General features: G+C 60.0%; 12 protein-coding genes. 5 read left to right on the top strand and 7 right to left on the bottom strand.

The features are described 5' to 3' along the window. Window positions 1-92: 92 nt before the first annotated feature. From FVE66_RS10085 to FVE66_RS10095, 3 genes are all read left to right on the top strand, one after another. Window positions 93-1,682 carry a DUF1800 domain-containing protein gene (locus FVE66_RS10085; RefSeq protein WP_241673138.1) on the top strand — a complete coding sequence of 530 codons (1,590 nt, stop codon included), beginning with the start codon at window positions 93-95 and terminating at the stop codon, window positions 1,680-1,682. Between the two features lie 27 nt (window positions 1,683-1,709). After that, the gene (locus tag FVE66_RS10090; protein WP_151447317.1) at window positions 1,710-2,915 is read left to right on the top strand and encodes a DUF1501 domain-containing protein; all 1,206 of its coding nucleotides are present in this window, start codon (window positions 1,710-1,712) and stop codon (window positions 2,913-2,915) included. A 138-nt stretch (window positions 2,916-3,053) separates the two neighbouring features. Continuing rightward, complete coding sequence (locus tag FVE66_RS10095; RefSeq protein WP_151447318.1) at window positions 3,054-4,025, top strand: class I SAM-dependent methyltransferase; 972 nt, start codon at window positions 3,054-3,056, stop codon at window positions 4,023-4,025. A gap of 321 nt (window positions 4,026-4,346) precedes the next feature. On the opposite strand, the gene FVE66_RS10100 is transcribed toward FVE66_RS10095, so the two are convergent. From FVE66_RS10100 to FVE66_RS10110, 3 genes are all read right to left on the bottom strand, one after another. Further along, window positions 4,347-5,186 (bottom strand): aldose epimerase family protein, encoded by an 840-nt coding sequence (locus tag FVE66_RS10100; RefSeq protein ID WP_151447319.1) that lies wholly within the window; start codon window positions 5,184-5,186, stop codon window positions 4,347-4,349. Continuing rightward, entirely contained in the window at window positions 5,138-6,574 is a 1,437-nt protein-coding gene (locus FVE66_RS10105; RefSeq protein WP_151447320.1) for a phosphomannomutase, read from the bottom strand. Before FVE66_RS10105 ends, FVE66_RS10100 begins: the two co-directional genes overlap by 49 nt. Before the next feature lie 130 nt (window positions 6,575-6,704). Next, entirely contained in the window at window positions 6,705-7,787 is a 1,083-nt protein-coding gene (locus FVE66_RS10110; protein ID WP_151447321.1) for a glycosyltransferase, read from the bottom strand. A 170-nt stretch (window positions 7,788-7,957) separates the two neighbouring features. Here FVE66_RS10110 and galE point away from each other — a divergent pair, with 170 nt between their 5' ends. Both galE and FVE66_RS10120 read left to right on the top strand, forming a co-directional pair. After that, complete coding sequence (gene galE / locus FVE66_RS10115) at window positions 7,958-8,971, top strand: UDP-glucose 4-epimerase GalE (RefSeq protein WP_151447322.1); 1,014 nt, start codon at window positions 7,958-7,960, stop codon at window positions 8,969-8,971. Between the two features lie 123 nt (window positions 8,972-9,094). Beyond that, a complete protein-coding gene (locus FVE66_RS10120; RefSeq protein WP_151447323.1) occupies window positions 9,095-9,367 on the top strand; it encodes a hypothetical protein in 273 nt (90 codons plus the stop codon). On the opposite strand, the gene FVE66_RS10125 is transcribed toward FVE66_RS10120, so the two are convergent. From FVE66_RS10125 to FVE66_RS10140, 4 genes are all read right to left on the bottom strand, one after another. Next, window positions 9,349-9,597 carry a helix-turn-helix domain-containing protein gene (locus FVE66_RS10125; protein ID WP_151447324.1) on the bottom strand — a complete coding sequence of 83 codons (249 nt, stop codon included), beginning with the start codon at window positions 9,595-9,597 and terminating at the stop codon, window positions 9,349-9,351. The genes FVE66_RS10120 and FVE66_RS10125 overlap by 19 nt on opposite strands. Window positions 9,598-9,712: 115 nt before the next feature. Beyond that, window positions 9,713-10,288: a transposase gene (locus FVE66_RS10130; RefSeq protein ID WP_151447325.1), complete on the bottom strand. Its 576-nt coding sequence runs from the start codon at window positions 10,286-10,288 to the stop codon at window positions 9,713-9,715. 499 nt (window positions 10,289-10,787) lie between these two features. Next, window positions 10,788-11,360, bottom strand: a complete 573-nt coding sequence (locus tag FVE66_RS10135; protein ID WP_151447326.1) for a hypothetical protein — start codon at window positions 11,358-11,360, stop codon at window positions 10,788-10,790. Further along, on the bottom strand, window positions 11,360-24,793 hold the full coding sequence (locus FVE66_RS10140; RefSeq protein WP_151447327.1) for a LysM peptidoglycan-binding domain-containing protein: 13,434 nt from the start codon (window positions 24,791-24,793) through the stop codon (window positions 11,360-11,362). Before FVE66_RS10140 ends, FVE66_RS10135 begins: the two co-directional genes overlap by 1 nt. Between the last annotated feature and the right edge of the window lie 58 nt (window positions 24,794-24,851).

Below are 24,851 nucleotides of genomic sequence, written 5' to 3' on the forward strand. Positions count from 1 at the left end.
CAAAGTGAACGATTCGTGACTGAGGATCGGGTCGCTTGAAGAAACGGGGTCAGACTCGATTTAACCGGTCCAGATTCGCCTTTGCAGCGTTTATGATGCGTTGGTCCACATCAAGTTTGAGGTATATGGCGAGTCTGACCCCAATTTGCACAGACTTCATCCCCTCTCGGCGCCGCTTGCTGGCTGTCGCCCTTGGTGCGGCGCTCGCCGGCTGCGCGGGTGTACCCAGGCGTGAGCCCGGTGACCGCCTGGCTCAGTTCAGGGGTGCTAACCGTATTGGTTGGGGTGCAACGCGTGGCCAGCTCGACCAGATTGCCATTCTGGGTTGGCGCAATTATGTCGAGAAACAGTTGCAGACTTCGGCCAGCGCTCCGCTCTTTGCTGCTGCCCAGGTCCAGATTGACGAACTGCCCAACATCCGCCGACCTGCCCTCGATCTCGTAATGGAGTTCGATGAATTGCGCAGGAATCAGGATAGCTCCCCTATCGAGGCTGAAAGGATCGCTGCCCGGCAGGCCTACCAGAATCGAATGAACGCTGTGGCAGGGGAGGCGGCTCACCGCCGGCTGTTGCGGGTGCTTTACGCCGACTCGCAACTGCTCGAACACATCAGTGCCTTCTGGTTCAATCATTTCAACGTTCATCAGTTTAAGCACGACGTTCGTGTCCTCCTTGCCGACTATGAAGAACGCGCATTGAGGCCCCATGCGCTGGGCAGCTTCCGATCGATATTGGGCGCAGTGGCGCGGCATCCGGCCATGCTTCGCTACCTGGACAACGACCAGAACGCAAACAACAAGATCAACGAAAACTACGCCCGTGAATTGCTGGAGCTGCACACCTTGGGCGTCGACGGTGGCTATACCCAGCGCGATGTCCAGGAACTGGCCCGGGTGCTGACGGGTTTCGGCGTACGGATACAGCAAGAGCCGCCCAGGCTGCCTGCCAGGCTGGAGGGACAATACCTCCGCGACGGCTTGTTCGAGTTCAATCCGGCGCGGCATGACTACGGTGACAAACAACTGCTCGGACGCACGATCCGGGGCAGTGGGGCTGGCGAGTTGGACCAGGTTCTGGACCTGCTGGTGGCGGATCCGTCCACGGCCCGCTTCATCAGCCGCAAGCTGGCGGTGTACTTTCTGTCCGACGATCCGCCACCGGCTGTGGTCGACCGCATGGCCCGTGCTTTCCAGGCGACAGGTGGCGACATCAAGGCCACACTGAGACCGTTACTGCTTTCAAGCGAATTCGTTTCGTCAAAGCCGGCCAAATTCAAGGATCCGCAGCACTATCTGTTTTCTGCAATCCGGCTTGCGTTCGAAGGCCAGGTGCTGCAGAACAGCCAGCCTCTGACAGGCTGGCTGCGGCGCATGGGCCAGGGGCTTTACGACCGGCAGTCACCGGACGGTTACCCGAGTACGGCTTCTGCCTGGAACAGTGCCGGACAGCTGGCTGTGCGCTTCGAGATTGCGCGCCAGATCGGCGGCGGCGCAACGGCGATATTCCGGAGCCCGGTCGCAGGCGCCGCGAAACCGGCGCCGGTGAAGCCCGATGTGGCGCAAATCGGTCAGCGTCTTGCTCCGCACTTGAGCGCCCGGACGAAGGCTGCTCTTGCGCAAGCCGACACCCCGCAGCTATGGCTTACGCTGTTGCTGTCCAGTCCCGAGTTCATGGTCAGATGAGTCTGGAAGTTTGGAGAAATAGCCATCATGCATCGCCGTCGATTTTTACAAGCAGCAGCCGCCAGCCTGATTTTGCCCGGTGCGCGCCTGTTCGCCGCCGGCCCCGATCGTCCGCGATTTCTGCTGGTTTTCCTGCGCGGCGGCTATGACGCGGCGAGCCTGCTGGTGCCTGTTTCCAGCAGTTTTTATTACGAAGCGCGGCCGAAGATCGCCATCGCCAAACCGGATGCTGGCGGCGACAGCGGCGATTGTGCGCTGCCGGTCGACGCAAATTGGGGATTGCATCCTGCTTTCAAGGAAAGCCTGTATCCGCTGGTACAGGCGCGTCAGGCCGTATTCCTGCCATTCGCTGGCACCGCCGATCTGTCACGCAGCCATTTCGAGACGCAGGACAGCATCGAACTGGGCCAGTCCTTGTCGGGCTCGCGCGATTTCCAGTCGGGTTTCATGAATCGCCTTGCCGCCGAAATTGGTGCTTCAGAGTCGATTTCTTTCACCGATCAGTTGCCGCTGGTCTTTCGCGGTGCCGCCAAAATTGACAATGCCTCATTGCGCACCGACGCAAAGTTGCCGCTCGAGGGCAGGGCGCGCGAATTGCTCCAGTCCATGTACCGCGACACCCCGCTTGCGGCCAAGGTAGCGGAAGGTTTTGCGCTGCGCGAGGAATTGATGCGCGATCTCTCGCCCGACATATTGAAGGAAATGGATGCAGCCGGGCGCAACGCCATCAACACCAAGGGCTTCGAACGCGAGGCCCGCCGCATTGGCCGCCTGATGCGCGGCCGTTTCAGCCTGGGCTTTGTCGATGTCGGTGGCTGGGATACGCATACCGGTCAGGGTGCTGCCACCGGGGCACTGGCGAATCGCTTCGAGGAATTGGGCCGCGGACTGGCGGCAATCAGCAGCGAGCTGGGTCCGGACCTGTGGCGCAAGACCACGATCATGGTGATCAGCGAATTCGGCAGGACCTTCCGCGAAAACGGCAATCGCGGCACCGACCACGGCCATGGCAGTACCTATCTGTTGCTGGGAGGTGCGCTGGCATCCGGGCCGGTAGCAGGCGAACAGATCGCACTGACCCCCGGCAATCTCCACCAGAACCGCGACTACCCGGTGCTCAACGAATATCGCGCAATACTCGGCGGCTTGTGGCAACGACAGTTCGGCTTATCCAAGGTCGCACTTGCCCGTGTGTTCCCCGGCGCCCCAGCGACCGATCTCCGGCTGCTCTGAGGAATTGGAGGAATTGGGGTCAGGCTCGATTTAACCGTTCCAAGCCGGCCTCATAAACGTTTATGATGCTTTGGGCAACATAAATTCTGCCGTTTATATCGAGTCTGACCCCAATTTGTGACCCCACTGAAGGTAAAAATGCCGATTGATCAATCTCTGGTTGCTGAAGTTTATCGAGGTTTGCTTAAGCGAGAGCCCGAATCGCAGGCAGTAACGGAATCACATGCAAGATCATCTGATTCGGTGGAGAGCCTGATCAGAGTGATCGCCAACTCCGGAGAGTTCAGACGGAACGCCGGCTTGCATCACTATCTGAATGCCGTCAATGGACTCTTGGGCACTGCAACCGCTGATATCGAGGTGGATGCGGATGGTTTCCAAATGGATTTGCTGATACACAGGACAATCCAGGGCTGGATGTCCTTGGGTGAGGCCGATCCTTATTGGTCTGTGCTCACAGACGAAGCCTACAAACTCTCAAATCTGAACGAAGAGAAAAAGAAAGAGTTTTTCGCCACCGGAAAATATAGTGCGAGCTTGATCGAGAAATTTGAACAAAGAGCAAATTTCAATTTAAATCGAGATACTTGCCATGAGCTGGGTTGTGGCGTGGGAAGAATAACCTACTATCTCTCGAAGATGTTCAAGAAGGTAATTGCCTCGGATATTTCCGAAGGCAACTTGAGAGTCTGTGAAGAGTATCTTTCATCCCTGGGGGTGAATAATGTCGAATACGTGCTGATAAAATCGCTTTCAGATTACGAAAGACTTCCCGAGCATGATTTCATGTTCTCTCTGATTGTATTGCAGCACAACACCCCGCCAATTCAAAAATTCCTGATAGATAAATTAACCGCAAAGATAAAAATCGGCGGTGGATGCTTGTTCCAGACGCCAGCATCCTTGCCAGGATATCGCTTTAAAATCGACGACTATTTGAATAAAAGATCCAGCGACATGGAGATGCACGCAATACCCATGCATGAGGTTTTAAGCGTATTGCAGCGCAACAAATTGACTGTCAAAGAGGTGCTCGCCGATGGCTGGACCGGCCAACCCGGTTCGTACACGTATTTCGCTGTTAAAGAATTGGGGTCAGACTCGATTTGATCGGTTCAGATCCACCTCTGATGCGTTTATGATGCTTGGACCACATCTAGCCTGCCATTTATGTCAAGTCTGACCCAATTCACCTGCCTGCGAGCTGAAGGAGTGTAAGCGCGATTTACACCCCACCTTCCCCTCCTGAAATCCCCCGCCCAAAGTCGTGGCTCCAAAAACTCCAGGAGTCACGAATATGCAAGAGGATTCAAAGCGGACATTGTGGTCAGCGCGTCTACTGGAACAAGCCGATTCTGGCATGACGATCCGGTCATGGTGTGCGGAGTACTGCGTGAACCTGAAGCAAACCCCCTGCACGCTACTGTCGAGTCACTTTTCAGACGACGAGATAGCAATCATTAATGCACCGGTGAAGGTCTTCCCCGGCGCTAGAAAGACTGGTCGCAATACCCGTACCGGCTCGATGCAGATGAACCTTGCCCAATCCCCATCTGGAAGGTCAGCGATCAGTCTGCCTTCGTCCCGACCCGGATTCCAGATCATCCATTGATCGAACCCGATCGTTGACAGTGCAATCGAGCGCTCCCCCGTCCAAAGATTCAATGCTGGGGACTCATCGTACAAGCTCTCAAAAGCTCGATCGGAAAAACGTAAGTTGAGACCTTCTTCGCTCTTGCGGTCCACCTCATATCGGTCTGTAACCGAAAGACCACTCAGGCCTTCCACCCTCGCGTGTAGAAGATCCGGCACGTAGAAATAAGGATGCAAACCGCCTGTAAAAGAAAAGGCGTCCTCGCCGGTATTCGAAACGGAAAATTCGAATTCCAGTGAGTCGGAGCTGCCAGTCACAATTAAACTTAGATGGCAGGAGTGCGGCCACTTTGGAAATTGCTTGGGCGAGATATCTACCGAGTACTTCAACCGAACAGAAGCCGGGGTCACATGGCTTTCATCCAGAGTCCACCCCAGATTTCGTGTAAATCCATGCTTTTGCAGGGGCCCGCTCTCGGCAAATTGCGGGAAAACTATCGGGACGCCGCCTCGAACCGGACCCGGCACCACTGGCATCACAGGCGTGCAATAGAAAAGTTCACCATTGCCATCCCCAGCGAATTCAAGAACCTGCGCACCAATTGCGCTATGCCGCGTTTTCACCATGGTCAGATTGGAGGCAGTTGTTCTTTTAGGTTCAGGATTCTGGCCAGGCATGCATCGCACAAGTACTTAGCGCGCAGTTGGGAATCACCCTCCACATAGCAGCGCAGCTCAGGCGCATTTCCCGAGCGTCTGAGATGCACAATTTCGCCGGTAGAAAACGTCACACGCATCCCGTCCGTCTCGTCAAGGGAAGCGACCCTGCCCGCATCAGGAGCCAAAATATCGGCGGCCGAATCAATGTCTTTCGACAATTGTGCCAACAGCGCTACGCTCGCTTCCGAGGAGAAGCTCTGCAGTCGATCGCTATGGGTAAAGCGCTGCGGCAGATTCAAAGCTATTTCCGACACCTTGCACTGCCGTTGTTTGGCCATGCTCAGTAATGCAATTATCGGTAGCATTGCATCGCGCGTCGGAAGTGCACTCAGGTATTTCCCGTTAAGCCGAACATCGCTCCCAAGAAGGAAACCACCGTTGGCCTCGTAACCCACGACGACGTTGCCCGAACCCGCCCTGGACGCTGCGTCCATTGCCGAAATTACATAGGGAGAACCAATCCGGGTCCGCACAACCTGCTTAAACCAACCAGCCTTCTCGACAGCAGTATTGCTGCTTACTGGGGTAGCCACGACGTCAGCATTCAGGTACTTGGCGCACAATACCCCGACTACATCGCCGCGGAACCACTGTCCCTCCTCATCTCCAATAAGCGGACGGTCGGCATCACCGTCAGTAGAGACAATGGCATCGAAGGAGTTCTCAGTGGCCCACTGTGCTGCTTGTGCAACATCCTCAGCCCGTACAGCCTCGGTATCGATCGGTACGAATGTGTCCGTTCGCCCTAAGGACAGGACTTCGGCACCCAGCCTCTGGAGGACAATGCGCAGCAGATCTCGGGCGACACTGGAATGCTCGTATATGGCGATGCGCTTCCCCTCTAAAGCCCTACTTCCGAAGAACTGGACGTAGCGACTGATATACGCGTTGTGGGCCTCGCTGCTGGGTAAGGGTAACGGAGGCGCAGCAAATTCGGCCGGCACCTCCACGGAGGCCTGCAATATTGACTGTTCGTTTGCCTTGGTAATTTCACCGTCGGCACTGTAGAACTTGATGCCATTACGGTCAAAGGGGATGTGGCTGCCGGTCACTATAACTGCGGGGACGCCCGCTTCAATGGCATAGTGAGCCACCGCTGGCGTGGCCAGCGAGCCGACATACTCCACCTCGACACCCAAATCGCGGAAGGCAGCCGCACACGATGCAGCAATGCCTGGACTGCTTGGCCTTAGGTCGTGGCCAAGTACAACTCTGTTACCGGATCCAACTGCTTGCCAAAACGCGGCTGCGTATGCGTAAGATAAAAACGGCAGCATTGCAGCAACCAATCCGCGCGCGCCACTCGTGCCGAATTCAACCCCCGAACTTTTTACCAGTTCGGCCATTTGATATCTGTTCAAAGTGAAGCCTCTGTTGATTTCTGACTCAAAACGCTCCGGGTGCGGACCCACCCAACTGTCGCATATCTTCTTGGATGTTCCCTGAATTGGGGTCAGACTCGATTAACCCGTGGCCCTACATTCTCAGGTAATGCTTCAGCACCGGCTCGTACCGTTCAGCCAGCGCCTCGACAGTAAACTGCTCCCCGGTCGCTTTCGCGGCCTTCGAAAACCGGCTCCTCTTGCCTGAGCAGGCTTCTTCAAGCTTGCGCGCGGCGTCCTCGATCGACGGCTCTGCCCACCATGACGGGTCTGCGTTTGGATAATCATCGGGGCCCATGTCGCGCCGCTTCCATTCGACCAGCAGCGAGTTGGTCTCATTGACGAAATCCGCCGGTCCGGAAAAGTCGGTGGTAATCAGCGTCAGACCCTGTTGCATCGCCTCCACCAGGGTGCGTCCGAAGCCTTCGGCCCGATGCAGCGACAAGTAGCAGTTCGCCGACTTGTACAGCGCTGCCAGTTCGGCGCCATCCAGCGTTTCGGTAATGATCTTGATGCGCGGGTCGGTGGGCAGCCACGCCAGCTTTTCTTTCGGGGTGCTTTCCCAGCGGTTGAGCTTCAGGATCAGGTACACGTCCGTCCTTGCGCCGGCGAAATCCAGGAAGGCCTGCACAGCACCTTGCGGGTTCTTCCGGTTCACCGTCGAGTGCAGGTCGAACATGTAGAGCGATACAAAGGCTTTTGCTGGTATGCCCAACTCCTTCCTGAAATTTCTTTTTGCCGGCTTGGTTACCGGAACGGGCAGGGGGATGGCGAGCACCAGCTTCTTTACGGCGTCCGAAAATGCCTTCTGCACGAACCCGGTCGGGCACCAGATGTGGTCGACCAGCCCCAGCGCAGGAATGTGGCTGCGGGGGTAGTCCGGCAGCTCCCACAGGAAGTAGCCGACTTTCAGCTTCGGCTCGGAAAACAGCCGCGGATGGCTGGCCGCGATCCTTGCGCACTCCATCGGCGCCATGAAGAAGAAGCTGGTCGCATAGTCTTCCGTGGTCATGTTCTTCCAGTTCACCTTTACCTTGCCAGTGGCGTCGGTCGGTACGTCGGTGACGGAGAACGGCATGCCGAGGAAATCCAGCATCCCGGCGAAAGAACGCAGGTCTTCACCCAAGCCCAGCGGTGACGTGGCGTATCCGATCAGGTTGAATCCTTGCTTGCTCATTTGATTGCTGTATTTCGGTACATGCGCCCCGAGGGGGCCAAGTTGATTTCGCCCAGCCGCTTTTGCGACAGTGGATGATATGCTAACCGACTGGACGATAATCGCCGACCAGTTCGTCGCATACGAAAAATGATGACGACATCCGGTCGGCCAGCTAACCAACCAACAAAATGAGCAAAACCATCCTCGTAACAGGTGCCGCCGGCTACATCGGCTCCCACACCTGCATAGAACTACTGCAAGCCGGCTACAAGCTGATCGCGCTGGACAACCTGTGCAACAGCTCCCGCACCGCACTGGAGCGGGCGGAGGAAGTCGCCGGATCGCCCATTCACTTCGTCATGAGCGACGTGCGCGATCGGGCTGCGCTCGATGCCATCTTTGCCGATCATGACATAGACGCCGTGATCCATTTCGCCGGCCTGAAAGCGGTAGGCGAGTCGGTTGAAAAGCCGCTGATGTACTACGAGAACAATGTCGACGGCACCGTCACCCTGCTGCAGGCGATGGCAGCAGCGGGTATCCGGCGTATCGTGTTCAGTTCCTCGGCCACCGTCTACGGCGACCCCGACTCCGTGCCGATTCGCGAAACGGCGCGGCTGTCCACCACCAATCCCTACGGCAGTTCCAAGCTGATGGTCGAGCAGATCATCAACGACCTGGTGCGCTCCGATCCGCAATGGCAGGCAGGGATACTGCGCTATTTCAATCCGGTCGGCGCTCACGCCAGCGGCCGGCTGGGAGAAGACCCGCGCGGCATACCGAACAACCTGATGCCGTACATCGCGCAAGTGGCGGTTGGCCGCCGTGAGCGACTGGCGGTGTTCGGCAACGACTATCCGACACCGGACGGCACCGGTGTTCGTGACTACATCCATGTGGTTGACCTGGCCAAGGGCCACGTCGCCGCATTGAACCGCCTGTTCTCGCAGCCCGGCAGCTTCACCGTCAACCTGGGAACAGGCCGCGGCTACAGCGTGCTGGACGCAGTGCGCGCCTTTGAAGCGGCCAGCGGCCGCCCGATTCCGTATGTGGTCCAGGCGCGCAGGCCGGGGGATATCGCCGCTTGTTATTCATGTCCGGACCTTGCGCTGGAACTGCTGGGCTGGCGCGCCGAAAAGGACCTGACCGAGATGTGCCTGGATCACTGGCGGTGGCAGGAAAATAATCCGGAAGGGTATTGACCCTGATTCCCCAACCCATGCCCACAAGTTGAATTGGCAAAGACTGAGCAAGGCGCTTTTTCCAGATCCCCACTCATATTCGAAAAGCTTGCTTTTATGTCGGTGTTTGCATAAAAGCGGGGAATGGGCGCACTTGATCGATACCTTGATGAACAACTCTCCCGCGGCAGGGCTTACTTCAGTCGGGAAGATGCCATGCAGGCGCTCGGCTTGAGCCCTGCGGCCTTTTCTGCTGCGGCCACCCGGCTGGCCAAAAAGAGCCGGCTCGCCAGTCCCAGGAGAGGTTTCTTCCTGATTCTTCGGCCGGAGGATCGGACAGCAGGCGCACCTGATCCGGTGCGCTGGATTGACCCGCTGATGCAGTACCTCGTGATCGACTATCTTCTCTCTTCATAGACGTCCGCCAGGGTGGGCTTGCGCCCCAACGGAACAAACGCCAGCTCGTAGCCGAGACTGTGGGCAAGCCTTAACAGTCGACCGAGGGAAAAGTCGTTGCCTCGCCCTCGCTCGAAACGAGACAGTACTTCCTGTTGGAGCCCTGTCAAACCAGCGACTTCAGTTTGAGTCTTATGGGCTTGCCGGCGCAGCGCTTGGAACTGCTCGCCTACATCCACAGGTGTCTTCATGAAAATTTGCTCCACATGGGGTCTATGGAAAAAACGAGCGATGTTCAATAAAAATAATCGTTCACGGCCCGTGAACAAAGGAGGGTAGGGCGTCAGACTCGTGCATTCACGGATTTCAATCCACGGTTTCGTTCATCGCCGCCGTCACCAGGTCGCGATAGGCGATCCTGCGTGCGCAAACGTCAGTGGCCAGGCTTGTGTACAGGCCGTGCGGTGTGATCAGCATGTCGTCCTTCCCCTCTGCATTCGCGGCGTAGCTGGACCAGGCGTAGTCACGCGGGTGATTCACCATCCCTGCCCTCACAGGACTCAGTTCTATATAGCGCATGCACGCTAGCAGGTAGTTTTCGGTGTCGACAGCCGTCGCCCGATAGCGACCTTCCCATAGTGTTCCGGTATGGTCGTAGCGGAGATTGAAATACTGAACGTATCGCCTGCCCACGCTCTGCATTGTCTTCGGGACACTCTCCGGGCCACCTGGCGAGGCAAGCAAATGAATGTGGTTGCTCACGAGCGCGTATGCGTGGATCGCCAGCTTGTGACGAGATGCAGCGTCCAGCAAGGCACCTTTGAAATGTTTGTAATCCGCATCAGCCGAGAATATGGGCGTACGGTTGTTCCCCCGCAAAATTATATGCAGCGGCAAAGCGCGGGAAAAATGGCGGGGTAGTCGAGCCATGTTCAATGCCATCCTATATTACGAGTCTGATCGAGGCGCGACGGGAGCCCATATTGATATGGAGAGCCGAGATCCTTCCGCACATGAAGGCAGAAACTTTCCTGCAAGGGGGCCAGGAGGCACAGGACTATTAGTGATCAGGCTCGAAGGATCATGGTGACGTCCTGATAATCGAACAGATCACCAAGTAATGGCATAAATAGGGGTCAGACTCGATTAAGATTATTCAGATTCGCTGTGAAGTAATATTCATGCAGTTCTCTATATCAGGATCGCCATTTAAATCGAGTCTGACCCCATATTTTTCTACTGGGTAGCGACAATTACAGGCTTGGAGCCGAGGACAACGAAGACTTTTTGACCCTTTGTAAATTCTCCATCTGCCTGAACGATCGTTAGCAGACCTGCGACATCGCTCCGCACGATGGGTCGGATCGGGGAATTGGGGGCAGACTCGATTAGCATGCCATTCATAGCGAGTCTGACACCATATTTCTATGACCCCATATTTTTACACAATTCTTGTGCGTGAATTTTCACGAGCAATGTTTGCAGCTCGGCAATATTCTGATAGTTCTGGAAATTTCAATCGCAAGGGTTCAACATTCAGAAGTGGCTCAACCTGTTTCGTTATGTCCAATGCATTTCTGATGTTGGGGAGCCGAGGAAAACTTGAATCATCTTCGAGTTCCTCGGGAGACACCTCTATCAGATAATGAAATCGGGTAATGACTTCCTCGGGGTTTAGTAGAGAGTCATCATCCCTTGGTCCCCAGGTCGCTATTGCCTGCACACGCAGTGCCAGAGCGGGTAATCGGAGCCTAAGACATGCATCTTTTTTTACAAGATTGAGTTGATCTGCCATCCTTTCATATAATTCTACGGCTACCCGTATCCAACACAGTCCCTTCTCAAAAGGCTTTTCTCCGAGTTTTATATGCGCAGCGGCCTTGGTCGCAGCGGCCTCTGCCAAGCGCAGCCAATCGTATTTGGCTGGGAAATATTCATTAATAAATTCTAGGCAAGCATCCGGCCCATTATCAAGCAATGTTGGCTGCCACGAAATTGACTTTATCGAAATCATCAAAATCCCCAATAGAATTCTTGTGGAAGAGAGGGATCTACCTTTTTAAATGAAATTCCGGCATTTATAAAGGCATCAACACCAATTTGCAGACTACCATTCGAAGGCTTGAAGTGTCCGGATATTCTGTTAATATCGTGACCGTGTTTTATATTTCCAAAAATATCGACGGTTGCTTCTCCCGCTGTTAAAACGGGTTTTCCGCCGGATAACACTGAGTGCTTTAGTTGGTACGGACCAACATTTTTCGGGATGGCAACGAGGTCACCGTTCTCAAGTACAGCCCATTTTATAGCTCCTTGTTCAGCAATTGCGGCAAATGCAGGATCGGCAACCTTGATCGGAGCGATGCCCAGCGATTTGGCAAGCTCAAGGTCTTTCTGGAGATCCTCCGGCATAAGATTAGGAAAACTTTTTGCTGCGCTCGTCCTTGGTCCCGACTCCGCAACCGATAGGCGCAAACCCCAACTATCAAGGTAGGCCTCCGACCGTAGCATGAGCGACGGTCCAAGTTTGCCAACGCCATAAGCAAGTGCAGCCGGCGCTAACGGCAGCAGTCCGACTCCAGCATTGACCAGTTCAGCCTGGGTCGGGCTGAGGCCGGCCAACATACCTAACTGGGCAGTAGATGATGGAGTGTATTCACCCGACCACGTCTGGCGCAAGTTCGCCTGCAAATTGTCGATGCCGTGCGGAATCAGGACTGCGCTGCCGAATGGGCTCATTCCTGCAGTTGCCGCAATTTCCAATCCGGAAGCGACCGCCCCCACACTACCGGAGATCCGGCTATAGACTTGGGCCTTGAACAGTTCACTGGCGTTGCGCCCCAGTGAATCCAGGGTCGTGTCGTCGTTTGTAAACCCCGTCATCGGGTCGCTATATTCAAAGCTGTTTGGGTAGGCGGACTTCACCGGCATACCCCCGCCAGACATGTCATACAGCCGCAGTCGCGCCGCATTTGCAGTCGTAGGCGCGAGGTCCTCTCCATCCGCGATCGCCTGACTGATTCTCAAGGCATTGAACTGATCGGCAAGAGTCCTGGTTTCCAAGACACGAGGATCGGTAGTGGCATGCGGCATGTCGATCGGGATGTCGTCAGCAGACGACAAGCGCAAGCGGTCTCCCCCGCTTTGCGCTACCCCGACTCCCGGCCCCGCTACGCTGTTCTCCAGTAGCCATTGCGCCCGCTCCATGTTGGCAATATCACCGGCATTCGCCTGAGTTGCGCTGATAAACCGTGTGTTTTCACGGTCGAAATCCTGTGCTTGCTCTTTCTCGCCATACAGGACCGCAGCCTGCTGGCTCCCCCGACCCATCGCCCCCACAATCCCATTCCCCAACACATTCCCGAACGCATCCGCAGACACCGCAGCAAGCTCCATCCTCCCGCCCCGGACCATCACCTGCGCCGCGCTGCGAACCATTCCCGCTGCGATCCTTGCCGCGACGTTCGCAAACCCTGCTCCCGCCGACTTCAAGCCGCGTTCCAGCGATTCTGCAATCGTCTTGCCCACCGTCGCCCCTATCCCCGCGCCCACCGCCGCAGCCGCGACCGCTTGCCACGAGAATTGGTCCTGCAAGCCGACGACGATGGCGATTCCCTGCGTTGCCACGCTGGTCGCTACTGCATTGGTCATCAGTCCGGTCGCGCCACTTCCCGCCGGGCCAACGTACGCGCCAACGCCGCCGCCAATGGCACCCATCGCGACGGCATCCCACGAGAGCTTGTCCTGCATGCCGAGCGCAATGGCCACGCCTTGGCCGGCGATGCTGCCGACCGCTCCGCCGATTGCCCCTGCTGCGACCGTGCCGGCAAGCCCTCCCAGCACGCTGGACATGGTCGCCAGCACCGCACCGGCCGTGATGGAAGCAACGGCTATCGTCACCACTGCCACCAGGATCGAGCCCAGGCCGCCACAGCCGCCACCACTGCTTGCCTGCGGTGCCGGTGGCGGATCCGGCAGGGTCGGCGTGGTGTCGCCGATGATCGTGCCGGCGGCATAGGGTTTGAAGGTGCTGCTGTCGTTGTACAGGTTGGTGATCTTGTTGGGCACCGTCAGCCGGCGGCCGACGCCCAGGTCGGCGTCGGTGCGCAGGCCGTTGGCGTCAGCGATCAGGTACCACAGGCGGGCGTCGCCATAGGTGGCCTGGGCAATCGAGCGCAGTGTGTCGCCCTGGTTGACGACCCAGGTACCAGGTGTCGATGCGGGGTAGCGCTCGGAGACCGGGGTGTAATTGAAGTCGAAGTCCGCGCCCGATGCAGCGGTCGAGCCGCTGGGCTTGTCATTGACGTGGAAGTAGTACTGCGTGCTGCCGTTCTCGCTCTTGTTGAGGATGTGCCCGGCCTGGTCGGTGACGAAGCTGCGGTATTTGCTGCCGGCGAACTGGTCACTGACCGCGATCAGGTTGCCGTTGACGTCGTAGCTGCTGGTGGTGGTGCCGGGCTGGAACAGGGTGCTGCTGCCGTGGATGACCCTCTCCTTGTAGGTCTCGAACCTGGCATAGGCCTCCTGGCTGTAGAAGTTGGTGTACGGGGTGCCGGTGAAAACCGTGGTCTGCCAGCTCAGGAGGTTGCCGGTATTGTCATAGCCGGTGTATTGGGTGGCGCTCTGCCTGGTGCCTGCGCCGTTGAATGTCTGTTGCGAGCTAAGCCAGCTGTTGGCGTTGTAGTCGTTGACTGTGCGCCGGTAGCTGGTGCCGGCGACGCTGATCTGTTCCATGACCCGGCCGGCCCCGTCGTAGCTGCGGCTCGAGCCCACTGACTCGCTCCGCATCGACAAGGTCAGTCGATTGTTGCGATCGTAATAGTAGTTCTCGTTCCATCCCGCACCCGGAACGATGGAAAATGCGCTGCTCCGGTTGCCAGCGAGGTCGTATGACAGGATCACACCCTGCGCGTCATTGATCGTGATGTAGCCATTCGCCAGTACGCCCTGCGACAGCCTGATGCGGTTCATGCTGTCGTACCGGTACCAGTTTTCGACGCTGCGTTTGGCGCCGGCAGTGTCGTAGTAGCTGGCGCGATTGAAGCGGCGGTTGCCGTTGGCGTCATAGCCGTAGCTCAGCGCATAACGGTTGTCCTGCACGAAGGTGATGCGGCCCAGGCTGTCGAAGGCGATGCGGTTGTCCTGGTGGGTCACGCCGGCCTTGCGGAACCGTTCGCGGGTACGGTTGCCGGCGGCGTCGTATTCGTAGAAGGTTTCGGCGTTGAGGGCCTTGTCGACGGTGGACCTGGCCGCACCGTTCTCGTACCAGGTATAGGCCAGGTTCTGGCCGCGGGTGTTGGTCTGGCTGACCAGCAGGCCGGCCCTGTTGTAGCTATAGCTGGTGTTGGCGCCACCCAGGTCGAAATGGAGTCGTACCCGGCCAAAGTAGTCGTAGGTCCAGCTTGCGACGAAGCCGTTGGCGTCGCGTTCCCGGATCTTGTTGCCGCGGGTGTCGTACTGATATGTCGTTTCCTGCCCCATCGGCAGCCGGGTGCGCACCAGCTTGCCGCGCGTGTCGTACCAGTTGGTGATGGCCAGACGGTTACCGTATTCGCGGATGCGGTTGCCGGCTTCGTCGTAGTCGTAGTAGTCGGCGCCGATGGGCCGCCGTTCCGACTTCAGGCGGTCCATCCGGTCCCAGGTCCAGGACGTGATGTTTCCGTTGGCGTTCCTGGTGCTGGACTTTCGTCCCAGAACGTCATGGGTGTGGGTGACGATGCCGCCATCGGCGTGGTATTCGGCGATGACGTGGCCGGCGGCGTCCCGGGCGACGGTGTTGAGCTTGCCGTTGGCGTCCCTGGTGCCGAGCTCGCGGCCCAGTTTGTCGTAATACTTCCAGGACACGGGTGTGCTGCGCCTGGCGACGCCGTTTTCTCCCCAGATATCCACCTCGGGACTGGTCTGCTGCACCACCTTGTTCAGGTCGTTGTAGCGGTAGCGGGTGGTGGCGGCATATTCGGCATTGTCGGCAATTCCGGGATCGCCTGGATTGCCGGCATTGCTCACTTCAATGACATTGCCCCAGCGGTCCAGCGATTGCCTGATGACCGGTGTGTGGGTGACGACATCGTTGCCGGCGGCCGTGGTGACGCTCATCCAGCCGTAGGCGCCGTTGATGCCGAGTTGACCCGTGGCGTGCGCATAGGGGGTGAGGTCGGGCTGGCCGGTCACGCCATTGCGGTGGTAGTACAGGATCTCGTAGTCGTACACGCCGCCTTGGTTCAGGTTGGCGGTGTTGATGATGGTCTGCCGGCCCATGTCGGTCACGGTGGCCGGGAACCAGCTGGTGCTGCCGGCTGCGCGCAGCCGAACCTCCATCCTGCCGCCAGGCTCGGTGGGCGTGGCGACCATGAACTGTTTTTGCTGGGGGCCGGGGGCGCCGGTTTGATACACCTTCAGCCAGTTGCCGTTGACATCGCGCTTGTAGAGCGCGACCCAGTTGATGGATTCGATGCCGCCACCGGTGACCTGCGCGGGCCATTCAAGCGTGGTGCCGGTGTCGGTGGTCAGCGGCGAGATTTCCAGGCCGTAGCTCTTGCTGCTCAGGTAGCGAGTGCCATATTCGTCGTACCAGGCGGTGGTCGGATCGGTGTAGTTGATCTCGACATATACCGTGCCGTCACCCCATCCGCCGAGCGGGGTCCAGCTCAGGTTCACCTGGTTGGTGCCCCAGAAGAATTCGCCGCCTTCATCGGCATACCGGCTGCCGCTCGCCGCGACGGCATAGTCAAGCGCCGCTGCTTGATAGGCCGGCGGCGCTGCGGCTTCGATGCTGCGCTCGACGGTGAACGAGGGCAGCACCCGGCCGATCACGCGTTCGTTCAGGTCCACCAGCGTGTCGGTGCGCATCACATTGGCGGTCAGTGCTGCCACATCGCTGGCCTGGCGGTAGGCCCCCAGGTCCAGTTGCTGGCTGCGGATCTCGGCGGTGGCGGTGCCCTGCAGGTCGTACAGGTAGACGCGGTTGACGCCGTCCTCGCTGTTGGTGCGCCACAGCTGGCCGGCGTTGTTGTACTGGAAGTATTCCTGGTAGCTGTTGACGCCTTTCTGCGTGATTTCTCCGAATGCGTTCCAGGCCACCTGGTTGACGGCCAGGTCAACCGTGACACCGGATTGCGCCACCGGCCGCTCGGTTGTTGCGATCTGCCGGCCCAGCATGTCGTAGCGGAATACCCGGACCACGTTCTGAATACTGCCATCGGCGTCGGTGATCGCGTGCCATTCCTTGGCGACCTGGCCCATGGCGTTGTACGAGGTGTATTTCGACTTGCCTTCGGCATCGACCGCCCGAATCATGTGCCCGTGGGTGTCGTACAGCTTGAAGGAGACCTGGTCGTCGTTGCTGGCCAAAGGCGTTGTGTAGCCGACAGCGCTGACGCCGCTGCTGGCATTGGCGTGACGGGTCTGGCGGGTGACATTGCCAAAGGCGTCGTTGTCGAGGACGGTCATGCCCCACTGCTGGTCGCCGGCAGCGGTGGCATCAGCCGTGGCAACAGCGGTGGAAACCGCGGTGGAAGCAGTGGTGGAAGCACCGATGGCAGCAGCGTCGAAAGCAGAGTTGGAAGCAGGGGTGGCAACAGCGCGGATCCGGCCTAGTGCGTCGTACCAGGTCCAGCTGATGTCGCCATTGGCGTCTTTCAGTTGCACCAGGTTGCCGACGGCGTCATAGCCGTATTCGGTCGAGATGTCGCCGGAGATGCTGGTCACGCTGTTGCCGGTGCCGCTGGCGCTGGCGTATTCGACATGGACCCTGGTCTCGCGGATTTTCCGGTTCATCAGGTCGTAATCGAAACGCAGTTCCCGGTCATAGCCGATTGCGCTGTCGGGGTTCGACGCTGGTGTGGTGGTTACGGGCACGCCGTAACTGGTGGCGCTGATGCTTTCTGCGGCCAGTGCTTTGGCATGTTCGACCTGGCGGATGATATTGCCGCCGGCGTCGTGTTCCCAGGTGCTCAGGTAGCCCATCGGGTCGAGCTGCGCCGTCTTGTTGCCGCGCGCGTCGTGCCAGCTGCGCGTGTGAGCCCAGGTATCGGTGACGGGATTGCGCAGGATCGATTGCCTGGTGACCCGGCCGAAGGCGTCGTAATCGTTAATGGTGGTCTTGCCGGCGCTGAAATACTGGCTGCCAGCGGCGGCGCTGGAGTCATAGGCCGTGACCTGCGGTTCGATCACTGTGACGACCCGGCCCAGGCGGTCGTATCCGGTCTGGATGCTGCGGTCGCCATCGCTGGTGCCGAGCCGGGCCTGTACCTCGGCCAGGGTCCAGGGGTCGTCGAGCTGGCTGTGGATGATCATGCCGATCTGCCAGGCGTGCCGCGTCAGGCGGATCTGCTGGCCGAAGGCGTTGTAGTCATATGCGGTGACGTAGCGCCCGGCGTCGATTTCGTAGGTGACCCGGCCCAGCTGGTCGTACAGCTTGTAGCTGTAGCCGCCTGCCGCGTCGATGCTGACGATGGCATTGCCGAAGCGGTCGTAGCGCACGATGCTGGTCGGGCTGATGCGGACTTCGGTGCGCTTGACGACGCCATCCAGTCCATTGGTCGCCAGGTTGTCGGAACCGTAGACCCGGACTTCCGGATGGATGGTCTCTACCTGCCGCCCCAGCGCGTCGTATTCATGGCGTGTGGTGCGTGCTTCGGGCCGGCCCCAGGCTTCGGTGCGTGAAGTCAGGTTGCCGAGCGCATCGTAGTCCAGGCGGGTCTGCAGCGCGCTGCTTTCGGTGGTGGCGACCAGATTGTCGCTGACGCTGGTGACCGCCACTGCGGGACTGGTTTCGGTGACCAGGCGCCCGGCGGCATCATGCTCGTATTTCCACTCTGCGCCGTTCTTGTTGACGAAGGATTTCTTGTTGCCCAGCGCATCCCGGATCCAGGACTCCGTGTAGCCGGCGGCATCGGTGCTGGCGACGAGGCGTCCGGCGCTGTCGTAGCTGAAGGTGTTTACCTGGCTGGCGATTGTTGCATTCCCGGGCGCAAACTGCAGTGATGCGACGATGGCAGTGCCTTTGGCGCCGGCACTGAACTGGCCATGCGCTTCCTTGACGACAGCGCCGCTGGCGTTGTCGATGTAGCGCACCCGGTACTGGTATGGTCCCGGCGATGGCGCCGCCAGCACAACCTGGTGAAGCAGGCCGAAGCGTTCGACGGTGGCTGTGGTGAAGCTGGTCGAGCGAAGCGGGGCGTACTCGAACTGGACGCTGGTGTCCGGGGGTTGCTTGCCTGCATTCCAGGCGATGGTCGTCGAGGCCTCACCGGTCGCCTGCAGGCCAACTTCGTAGTTGAAGCCCGGCTGCGTGATCTCGGTACCATCTTTCTTGCGGATCCGGATCGAGATGGTATAGCTGCCCTCGGGCAGTTCGGTGCCGACCGACAGGTTGACGTGGCCGTTGTAGCCGGGTTCGTATCCCGGCCAGGTACGTGCTGTGCTGATCGCCTTGCCGGTGGATTTGTCGGCAACGACTGCATCGAGATACGCGATTGCGGCGACGTCAGCGGCGGCGATGTACCCGGATATCGATGAACCGGCTACCGCGGTGGAGGTAACTTTGGTGAACTTGAATGCCGCAGTGAAGGTTCCCATGGCGAGATTGAACGTACCTGCTGCTGACCTGAGAACCTGGCCAGTGCTGTCGGTGTAGCGGATTCGATATTCGTAGCTATAGATAGCTCCACTCAGGCCGACCTGCTGTTTTGTGGGTTTCAAGAAACCGCCAGTGATGCTTACCGGTGGTTCGGCGAAGCTCCCGGTGCTGCCCGCTGGACGATATTCGAAGCTGACCGTAGTGCCGGCAGGCGGCTTACCCGGCCAGGAGAGGTTCACGATGGGAACGGTTCCCGTCATGTAGGTCGAGATCGTCATGGCGACGTTCTCGGTCTGCGCAGTGACCACATCCGACCTGGCCGATCCGACCCACTGGAAAGGCTGGACCGGATTGCGCATGCCGGTCATGGCGGTGGACGGAACACTGTCCAGCCCCAGCGCGGCCTCGACATCGGCCACGACCATCGCCGGCGCGCGCCCAATGACGATTGTGATGGCGATGGGCCGGGCATGGCTGATCGTCCGGAGCACCCGGCCCAGTGCGTCGTACCGGGCTTCTTTCACATACCCCAGGCCATCGATCACGAATGCCGGACGGCCAGCGGCATCGCGCACGGTGCGCGTGACCTGGTCCCGGGCCGGGTCGGGCACCAGCGCCGCGGCAACGGCATCCATGCCGGGATTGCCGGCCAGGTCCACCAGATTGGCATAGGCGACTGCGCGCACGGCATTGCCCTGCGCATCATGGACATTCTGCTGTACGGCACCGGCGGCATCGATGACATACACCGCACGGTTGGCGGCATCGTAGACGGTGCGCGTGCTGCGGTCTTGCGTGGTACTGGCAACGGCCAGCACCGCAGCGGCAATGTCGTCCATGCCCGGATCCGCCGGCGGCTCATTTGGCAAACCCGCCGGCAAACCAGTCGCCAAATCAATCGCCAGATCAGTAGCCAAATCAGTCGCCAGATCAGTCTCCAAATCAATCGCCAGATCAGTCGCCAGATCAATCGGGCGGGCATAGGCAATGGTCTGGATCACATTGCCATTGGCATCGTGGATGTTCTGCGTGACATGGTTCAGGCTGTCGATCGCATAGACAGCACGACCATCGCGATCGAACACCGTGCGGGTCACGCGGTCATCGGGGCTGGTGACGATTTCGCTTGCGATATTTTCGACAATGCCGGTGCTGCTTGTGCTCTCCGCCAAGCCGCCCAGCGGCCTTGCGTAGTTGATGACCCTGATCACCCGGCCATTTGCGTCATGCACGTTCTGCGTGACGCCGCCCAGCGGGTCGATCGAATAGACGAGCTGCTTGCCGGCATCAAAAAAATAGCGGGTGACATGCCCATTGGCGTCGGTCTTGGCCACCAGATTGTCGTGCTGGTCGTAGGCGTAGCGGCTGCTCAGCGCCAGGCCGGCCGGGTCGATGGTTTCTTCGATGCGCCGGCCGAGCGTGTCGTAGAGGTATGCGGTAACCCTGGCCGTCGGTGTGCCGGCGCCTTCGGTGATGGTGAGCGTGTTGCCGAGCTGGTCGTAGGTCCAGCTGGTCCTGAGGTTCAGGCCGTCGGGGTCGACGGCTACCTGCACGACCTGGCCGTTGAGGTCGTGGCTGGTGCGCGTCTCGACACCGTTGGCGTCGGTCACGCTGATCGCCTGCCCCTTGGCGTCCCAGGCGTAGCGGGTGGCGATGTTCAGGCCTTCCGGATCCAGCCGGCGAACCAGGACCCGGTTGGCTGCGTCGTAGACATGGGTGGTGCGGACTCCGCCTGCATCGGTGCTGGCGATCAGCTGGCCGGCACGGTCGTAGTCGTTGCTGCGGGTGCGGCCGGCGCTGGTGGTGCTGCTGGCTGGCTCCGTGCTGCGCAGCAGATTGCCGTTGCGGTCGTAGGTGCTGCTGCTGGTGTTGCCGCGTCCGTCGGTCATGGAGATTACCTGCCCGTGGCGATTGGCACGGCTGGTGATGCTGATGCCTTCCGCAGTGGTCAAGGTGACGCTGCGGGCGATGGCGCTGTACGAGGTGGTGGTGACATTGCCCAGCGCATCGGTCTGCGTCAGCGTGCGGCTGAATGCATCATAGGTCGTGCTGCGTACCGCACCCAGGCTGTCGATGGTCTGCACCACGCGTCCCAGGCGGTCATGGGATGCAGCGCGCCGGTTGCCGCTGGCGTCCACCTCCAGCACTGTCCGGCCAAAGGCGTCGTGGACGGTGGTGCTGACCCGATCGAGACCGTTCGCATCCTCCCGGACCTGCACCAGCTGGCCGCGCTGGTCGTAGCGGTAATGGTCGTGGCGGAAGTGCGGGGCAAAACGCGGGACCAAACTTGGATCCAGACTCGGATCCAAGCTCGGATCCAAGCTCGGATCCAGACTCGGGACCAGGCTGGTGCCGGCAGCGACAGCCATGGTGGCGGGCATTGTGCGGCTGGCCAGTTCGCCGAATGCGTTGTACGCGTTGCTGCTGACGGCGCCGAGGGCATCGGTAGCCGATGCCAGCTGGCCACGCAGGGTGTAGGTGGACGAGTGCACGCTGTCGAGTGCGGTGTCGACAATCGCGTCGATGGCCGCCGTCAGCGCAGCATCGATCAGTCCGCCCGGAAGTGCATCGAGAGTCGCGGCGGCAATCCGGGTCCCGTAGCGGATCGTTTGGGTGGCCTGGTTCAAGGCATTGAACCGGACTTCGCTTACTTCGCCCAATGCGTTGATGGTGTGCGTCAGCTGACCGTCGGTGTTGTAGTAGAACAGCGTCCGGTTGCCGTTGGCGTCGGTGGTGCTGCTGCGGCGGCCGGCCCGATCGTAGGTGTGGGTCAGGCCCCAGTTGCTCCATATGGCGTCGACCTGGCCGGCAGTGGGCGCCGCCAGTGCGGATAGTCCTGCCAGTTGCGCGCTGCCCTCGGCGCTCAGTTCGCCGGTCAGGCGGCCCTGGCGGTCGTAGCGGGACTGCAGTGTGCGAACCTCGGCAGTGCCCCAGGCCTTGTCGGTCGCGATCAGCTTGCCGGCCTGGTCGTAGGTGTAGCGGGTGATCGTTCCCTGGTAGTCGGTCAGCGTTTCAAGCTGGTCGAGTGCCGTGAAGCTGCGGGTCGTCATCTGGTCCCGGGCGCTTGATGCAGGCCGCAGCGCCGCGATCGATGTCGATGCGGTGATGGACTGTGGCGCAATCAAGGCCTTGTTGGCGTAGCGGACCTGTCTTGTCTGGTTGCCGTTCAGGTCATGGAGCGATTCGCTCAGGTAGCCTTCGCCATCGAGCGTGGCCGTGACATTGCCGCGGCCGTCGTAAAGCATCCAGCCATGGATATCCTGGTCGCTGGCAGCGGGACGTAGTTCTGCCAGCGTGCCGCTGCTGCGCAGTGCTTCATCGGACTGGCGCGCGTAGGCGATGGTGTGGATCAAGCGGCCGGCGCCGTCGTATTCGCTTGCACTCAGATAGCCGGCGGCGTCCAGCGTGGCGGCTGGCTTGCCGTCGGCATCGAAGAAATATCGGGTGCGGCGGTCTTCGGGACTGGCGGCGGGCGAGACTGCCGGGTCGGCAGGCAAGGTGGCCGCCGTGATGTCCTTGACGGGCACGGCAGTGGCGAAACGCAGCGTGGAGATGACATTGCCGGCTGCATCGTATGACTGCTGGCTGACGAAGCCTTCTTCGTCGACGGTCTTGACCAGCCGGTTGGCCGCGTCATGAAAATTCCAGCTGCTGCGGTCATTGTCCGAGATGGCGGGGCGGATCGAAGCGAGCGCGACATTGGCGGGGTTGCCGCTTGCATCGAGCAAGCCAGCCAGCGCGGATGCCGCCAACGCAGTCGCATACGAGATGGTCCGCACCAGCAGGTTGCCGGCGTTGTAGAGGTACTCGGTCAGGCTGCCGTCGGCTTGGATGCTCGCCACCTTGCGGCCCGCTTCGTCGTACAGCAGGTAGCTCATCACGCCGGTCGGGTCCTGCGTGATGCGCAAGCGGCCGGCGGCGTCGTACTGGTAGCGGGTCGTGCCCGTTGCCTGGGCGCCGTCGGATTGCAGCAGGCTGGCCAGTTCGCCGGCGGCATTGAACACGGCGGTGCTGATCAGCCCGTTGGCCATCGTGGTGACGACACGCCGGCTGGCGCTGTCGTATTGCGTGAGCGTGACGCGGCCCAGGCTGTCAGTGCTGGCGCTCAGCCGGCCCAGGCCGTCGTACACGAAGCTTGTGAGGTAGTCGCCCGGGTTGCCGGTTGTGGCGACGCCCTTCGCTGCGGTGGTGGACAGCAACTGGCCGGCCTGGTCGTAGACGTAACTGGTCGTCGACTGCGCTCCGTCCCGGATGCCATTGCCGGCGGCATCGTTCCGGGCGAAGGTGGTGACCGATGACGCCTGCCCGCGGAAATCGTAGCTGGTGTCGGTGCGCAGGCTGCGCGTCTTGTCCACGCTGCTGCCGGCCACCCATGCGGCCAGTTGCGATTCGCTCAACGCTGTGCGGGCAAGGATCGCCCGCAAGGCATCGCGCATGTCGGAATCCACGCCGTAGCGCGCATCGGTGTAGAGGATGGTGCTCGTCCGTTGCCCGAGTCCGTTGTACCGGTACTCGGTCACGCGTCCTTCAGCGCTGACGGCAAAGCGCAGGTGGCCTCTGCTGTCCCAGGCGTAACGCGTGTTCGATTCGGGCACGCCGGTCGCGGCATTGGACAGCCTTTCGACCAGCAGGCGGTTGCGGGCATCGAACACGCGCGTGACGGTGGTGCCGGCGGCGTCCCGTTGCCTCACCAGGTTGCCGTTGGCGTCGTATTCGTAGCTGACGCTGTTGCCGCGCGCATCGGTCTGGCGGAGCAGGTCGCCGTTGGCGTTGTAGTCCCATGACAGCAGCTGGCGCTTGCCACCCACGGCCGGGCCCTGCAGGCTGATCAGGCGTCCGGCACTGTCGCTGGTGAAGATGGTCTGGCTGCCGGCGGCATCGGTGACGATGGTGCGCGAAGTTGCTGAGGGTGCTGAAGTTGCCGGAGTAGCCGAAGTAGTCGAAGAATCCGAAGTAGCCGAATTTTCCGATTCCCAGGCCAGGCTGGTCATCCGACCGAGCGCGTCGGTGATGTTTGTCACGCGCCAGCTGCCGTCCACCAGCGCATAGGTGAAGGCGACGTCGACGCCATCGGACTGGCTGATGCGCGCAACCCGGTTGCTATAGCTAATGCTGCCCCCATCGCTGCCGGCGGGGCGGTCATCGTATGCATAGCTTGTGACGAAGACATTGCCGTCGGCGATGCTGCCATCCTGCGGCGACAGGTCGGTGATCGCCTGCGTCAGGCGGCCATTGGCGTCGTAGGCATAGCGGGTGCGTATGAGTGTGGCGCCGGTGCTGGTGACGGTGCGGGTCTGGCCCAGCTGGTTGCCGTAATAGTCGAGATTGGTGCGCTCGCCGTTTGCGCTGAGCACGCTGGTCAGCAGCTTGCCGGTGTAGATGAAGCTGAGGCCGAAGCCATCGGCGTCGGCATGGCGGATCAGCTTGCCGGCCGATCCGGACCAATCATAGGTTTCGGTAGCCTGGGTGTCGCCGTCGGTCCAGGTCCATGTGCCGTTCGAAAAGCCCAGAGTGTCGTAGCTGCCGGCGCCATCGGTGCCGAGGTACATGCCGCGCGCCGCGTCCCATGCATAGGCCTGTTCGGCGCCGTCGCCATCGACGCGGCGGATGGTGCTGCCGGCGGTATTGACGATGCCGGCCAGTTGCCCGACGCTGCGATACAGTCCGATGCGCCAGTTGTCGGCATTGTCGTCGTCGAGCAAGCCCTGGCTGTTATAGGTGCGGACAATGCCGATGTCGGGTCCGCGGCCGAGCAGGACATCGTCCTGCCGCTGCAATACCAGATTGCCGGTACGGGCGTTGACGAAGCCCATCGTTCCTGCCTGCCCGAGCGCCGCGGCGCCAATCTGCTGACCTGGAATCGACAAGTAGCTGTTCCCCAGCCCCAACCCGCTGCCTGATACGACTGCCACCATACTGCCGCCC

It is taken from the genome of Lacisediminimonas profundi, assembly GCF_008831265.1.
In the GTDB taxonomy this organism is placed as follows: domain Bacteria; phylum Pseudomonadota; class Gammaproteobacteria; order Burkholderiales; family Burkholderiaceae_D; genus Lacisediminimonas; species Lacisediminimonas profundi.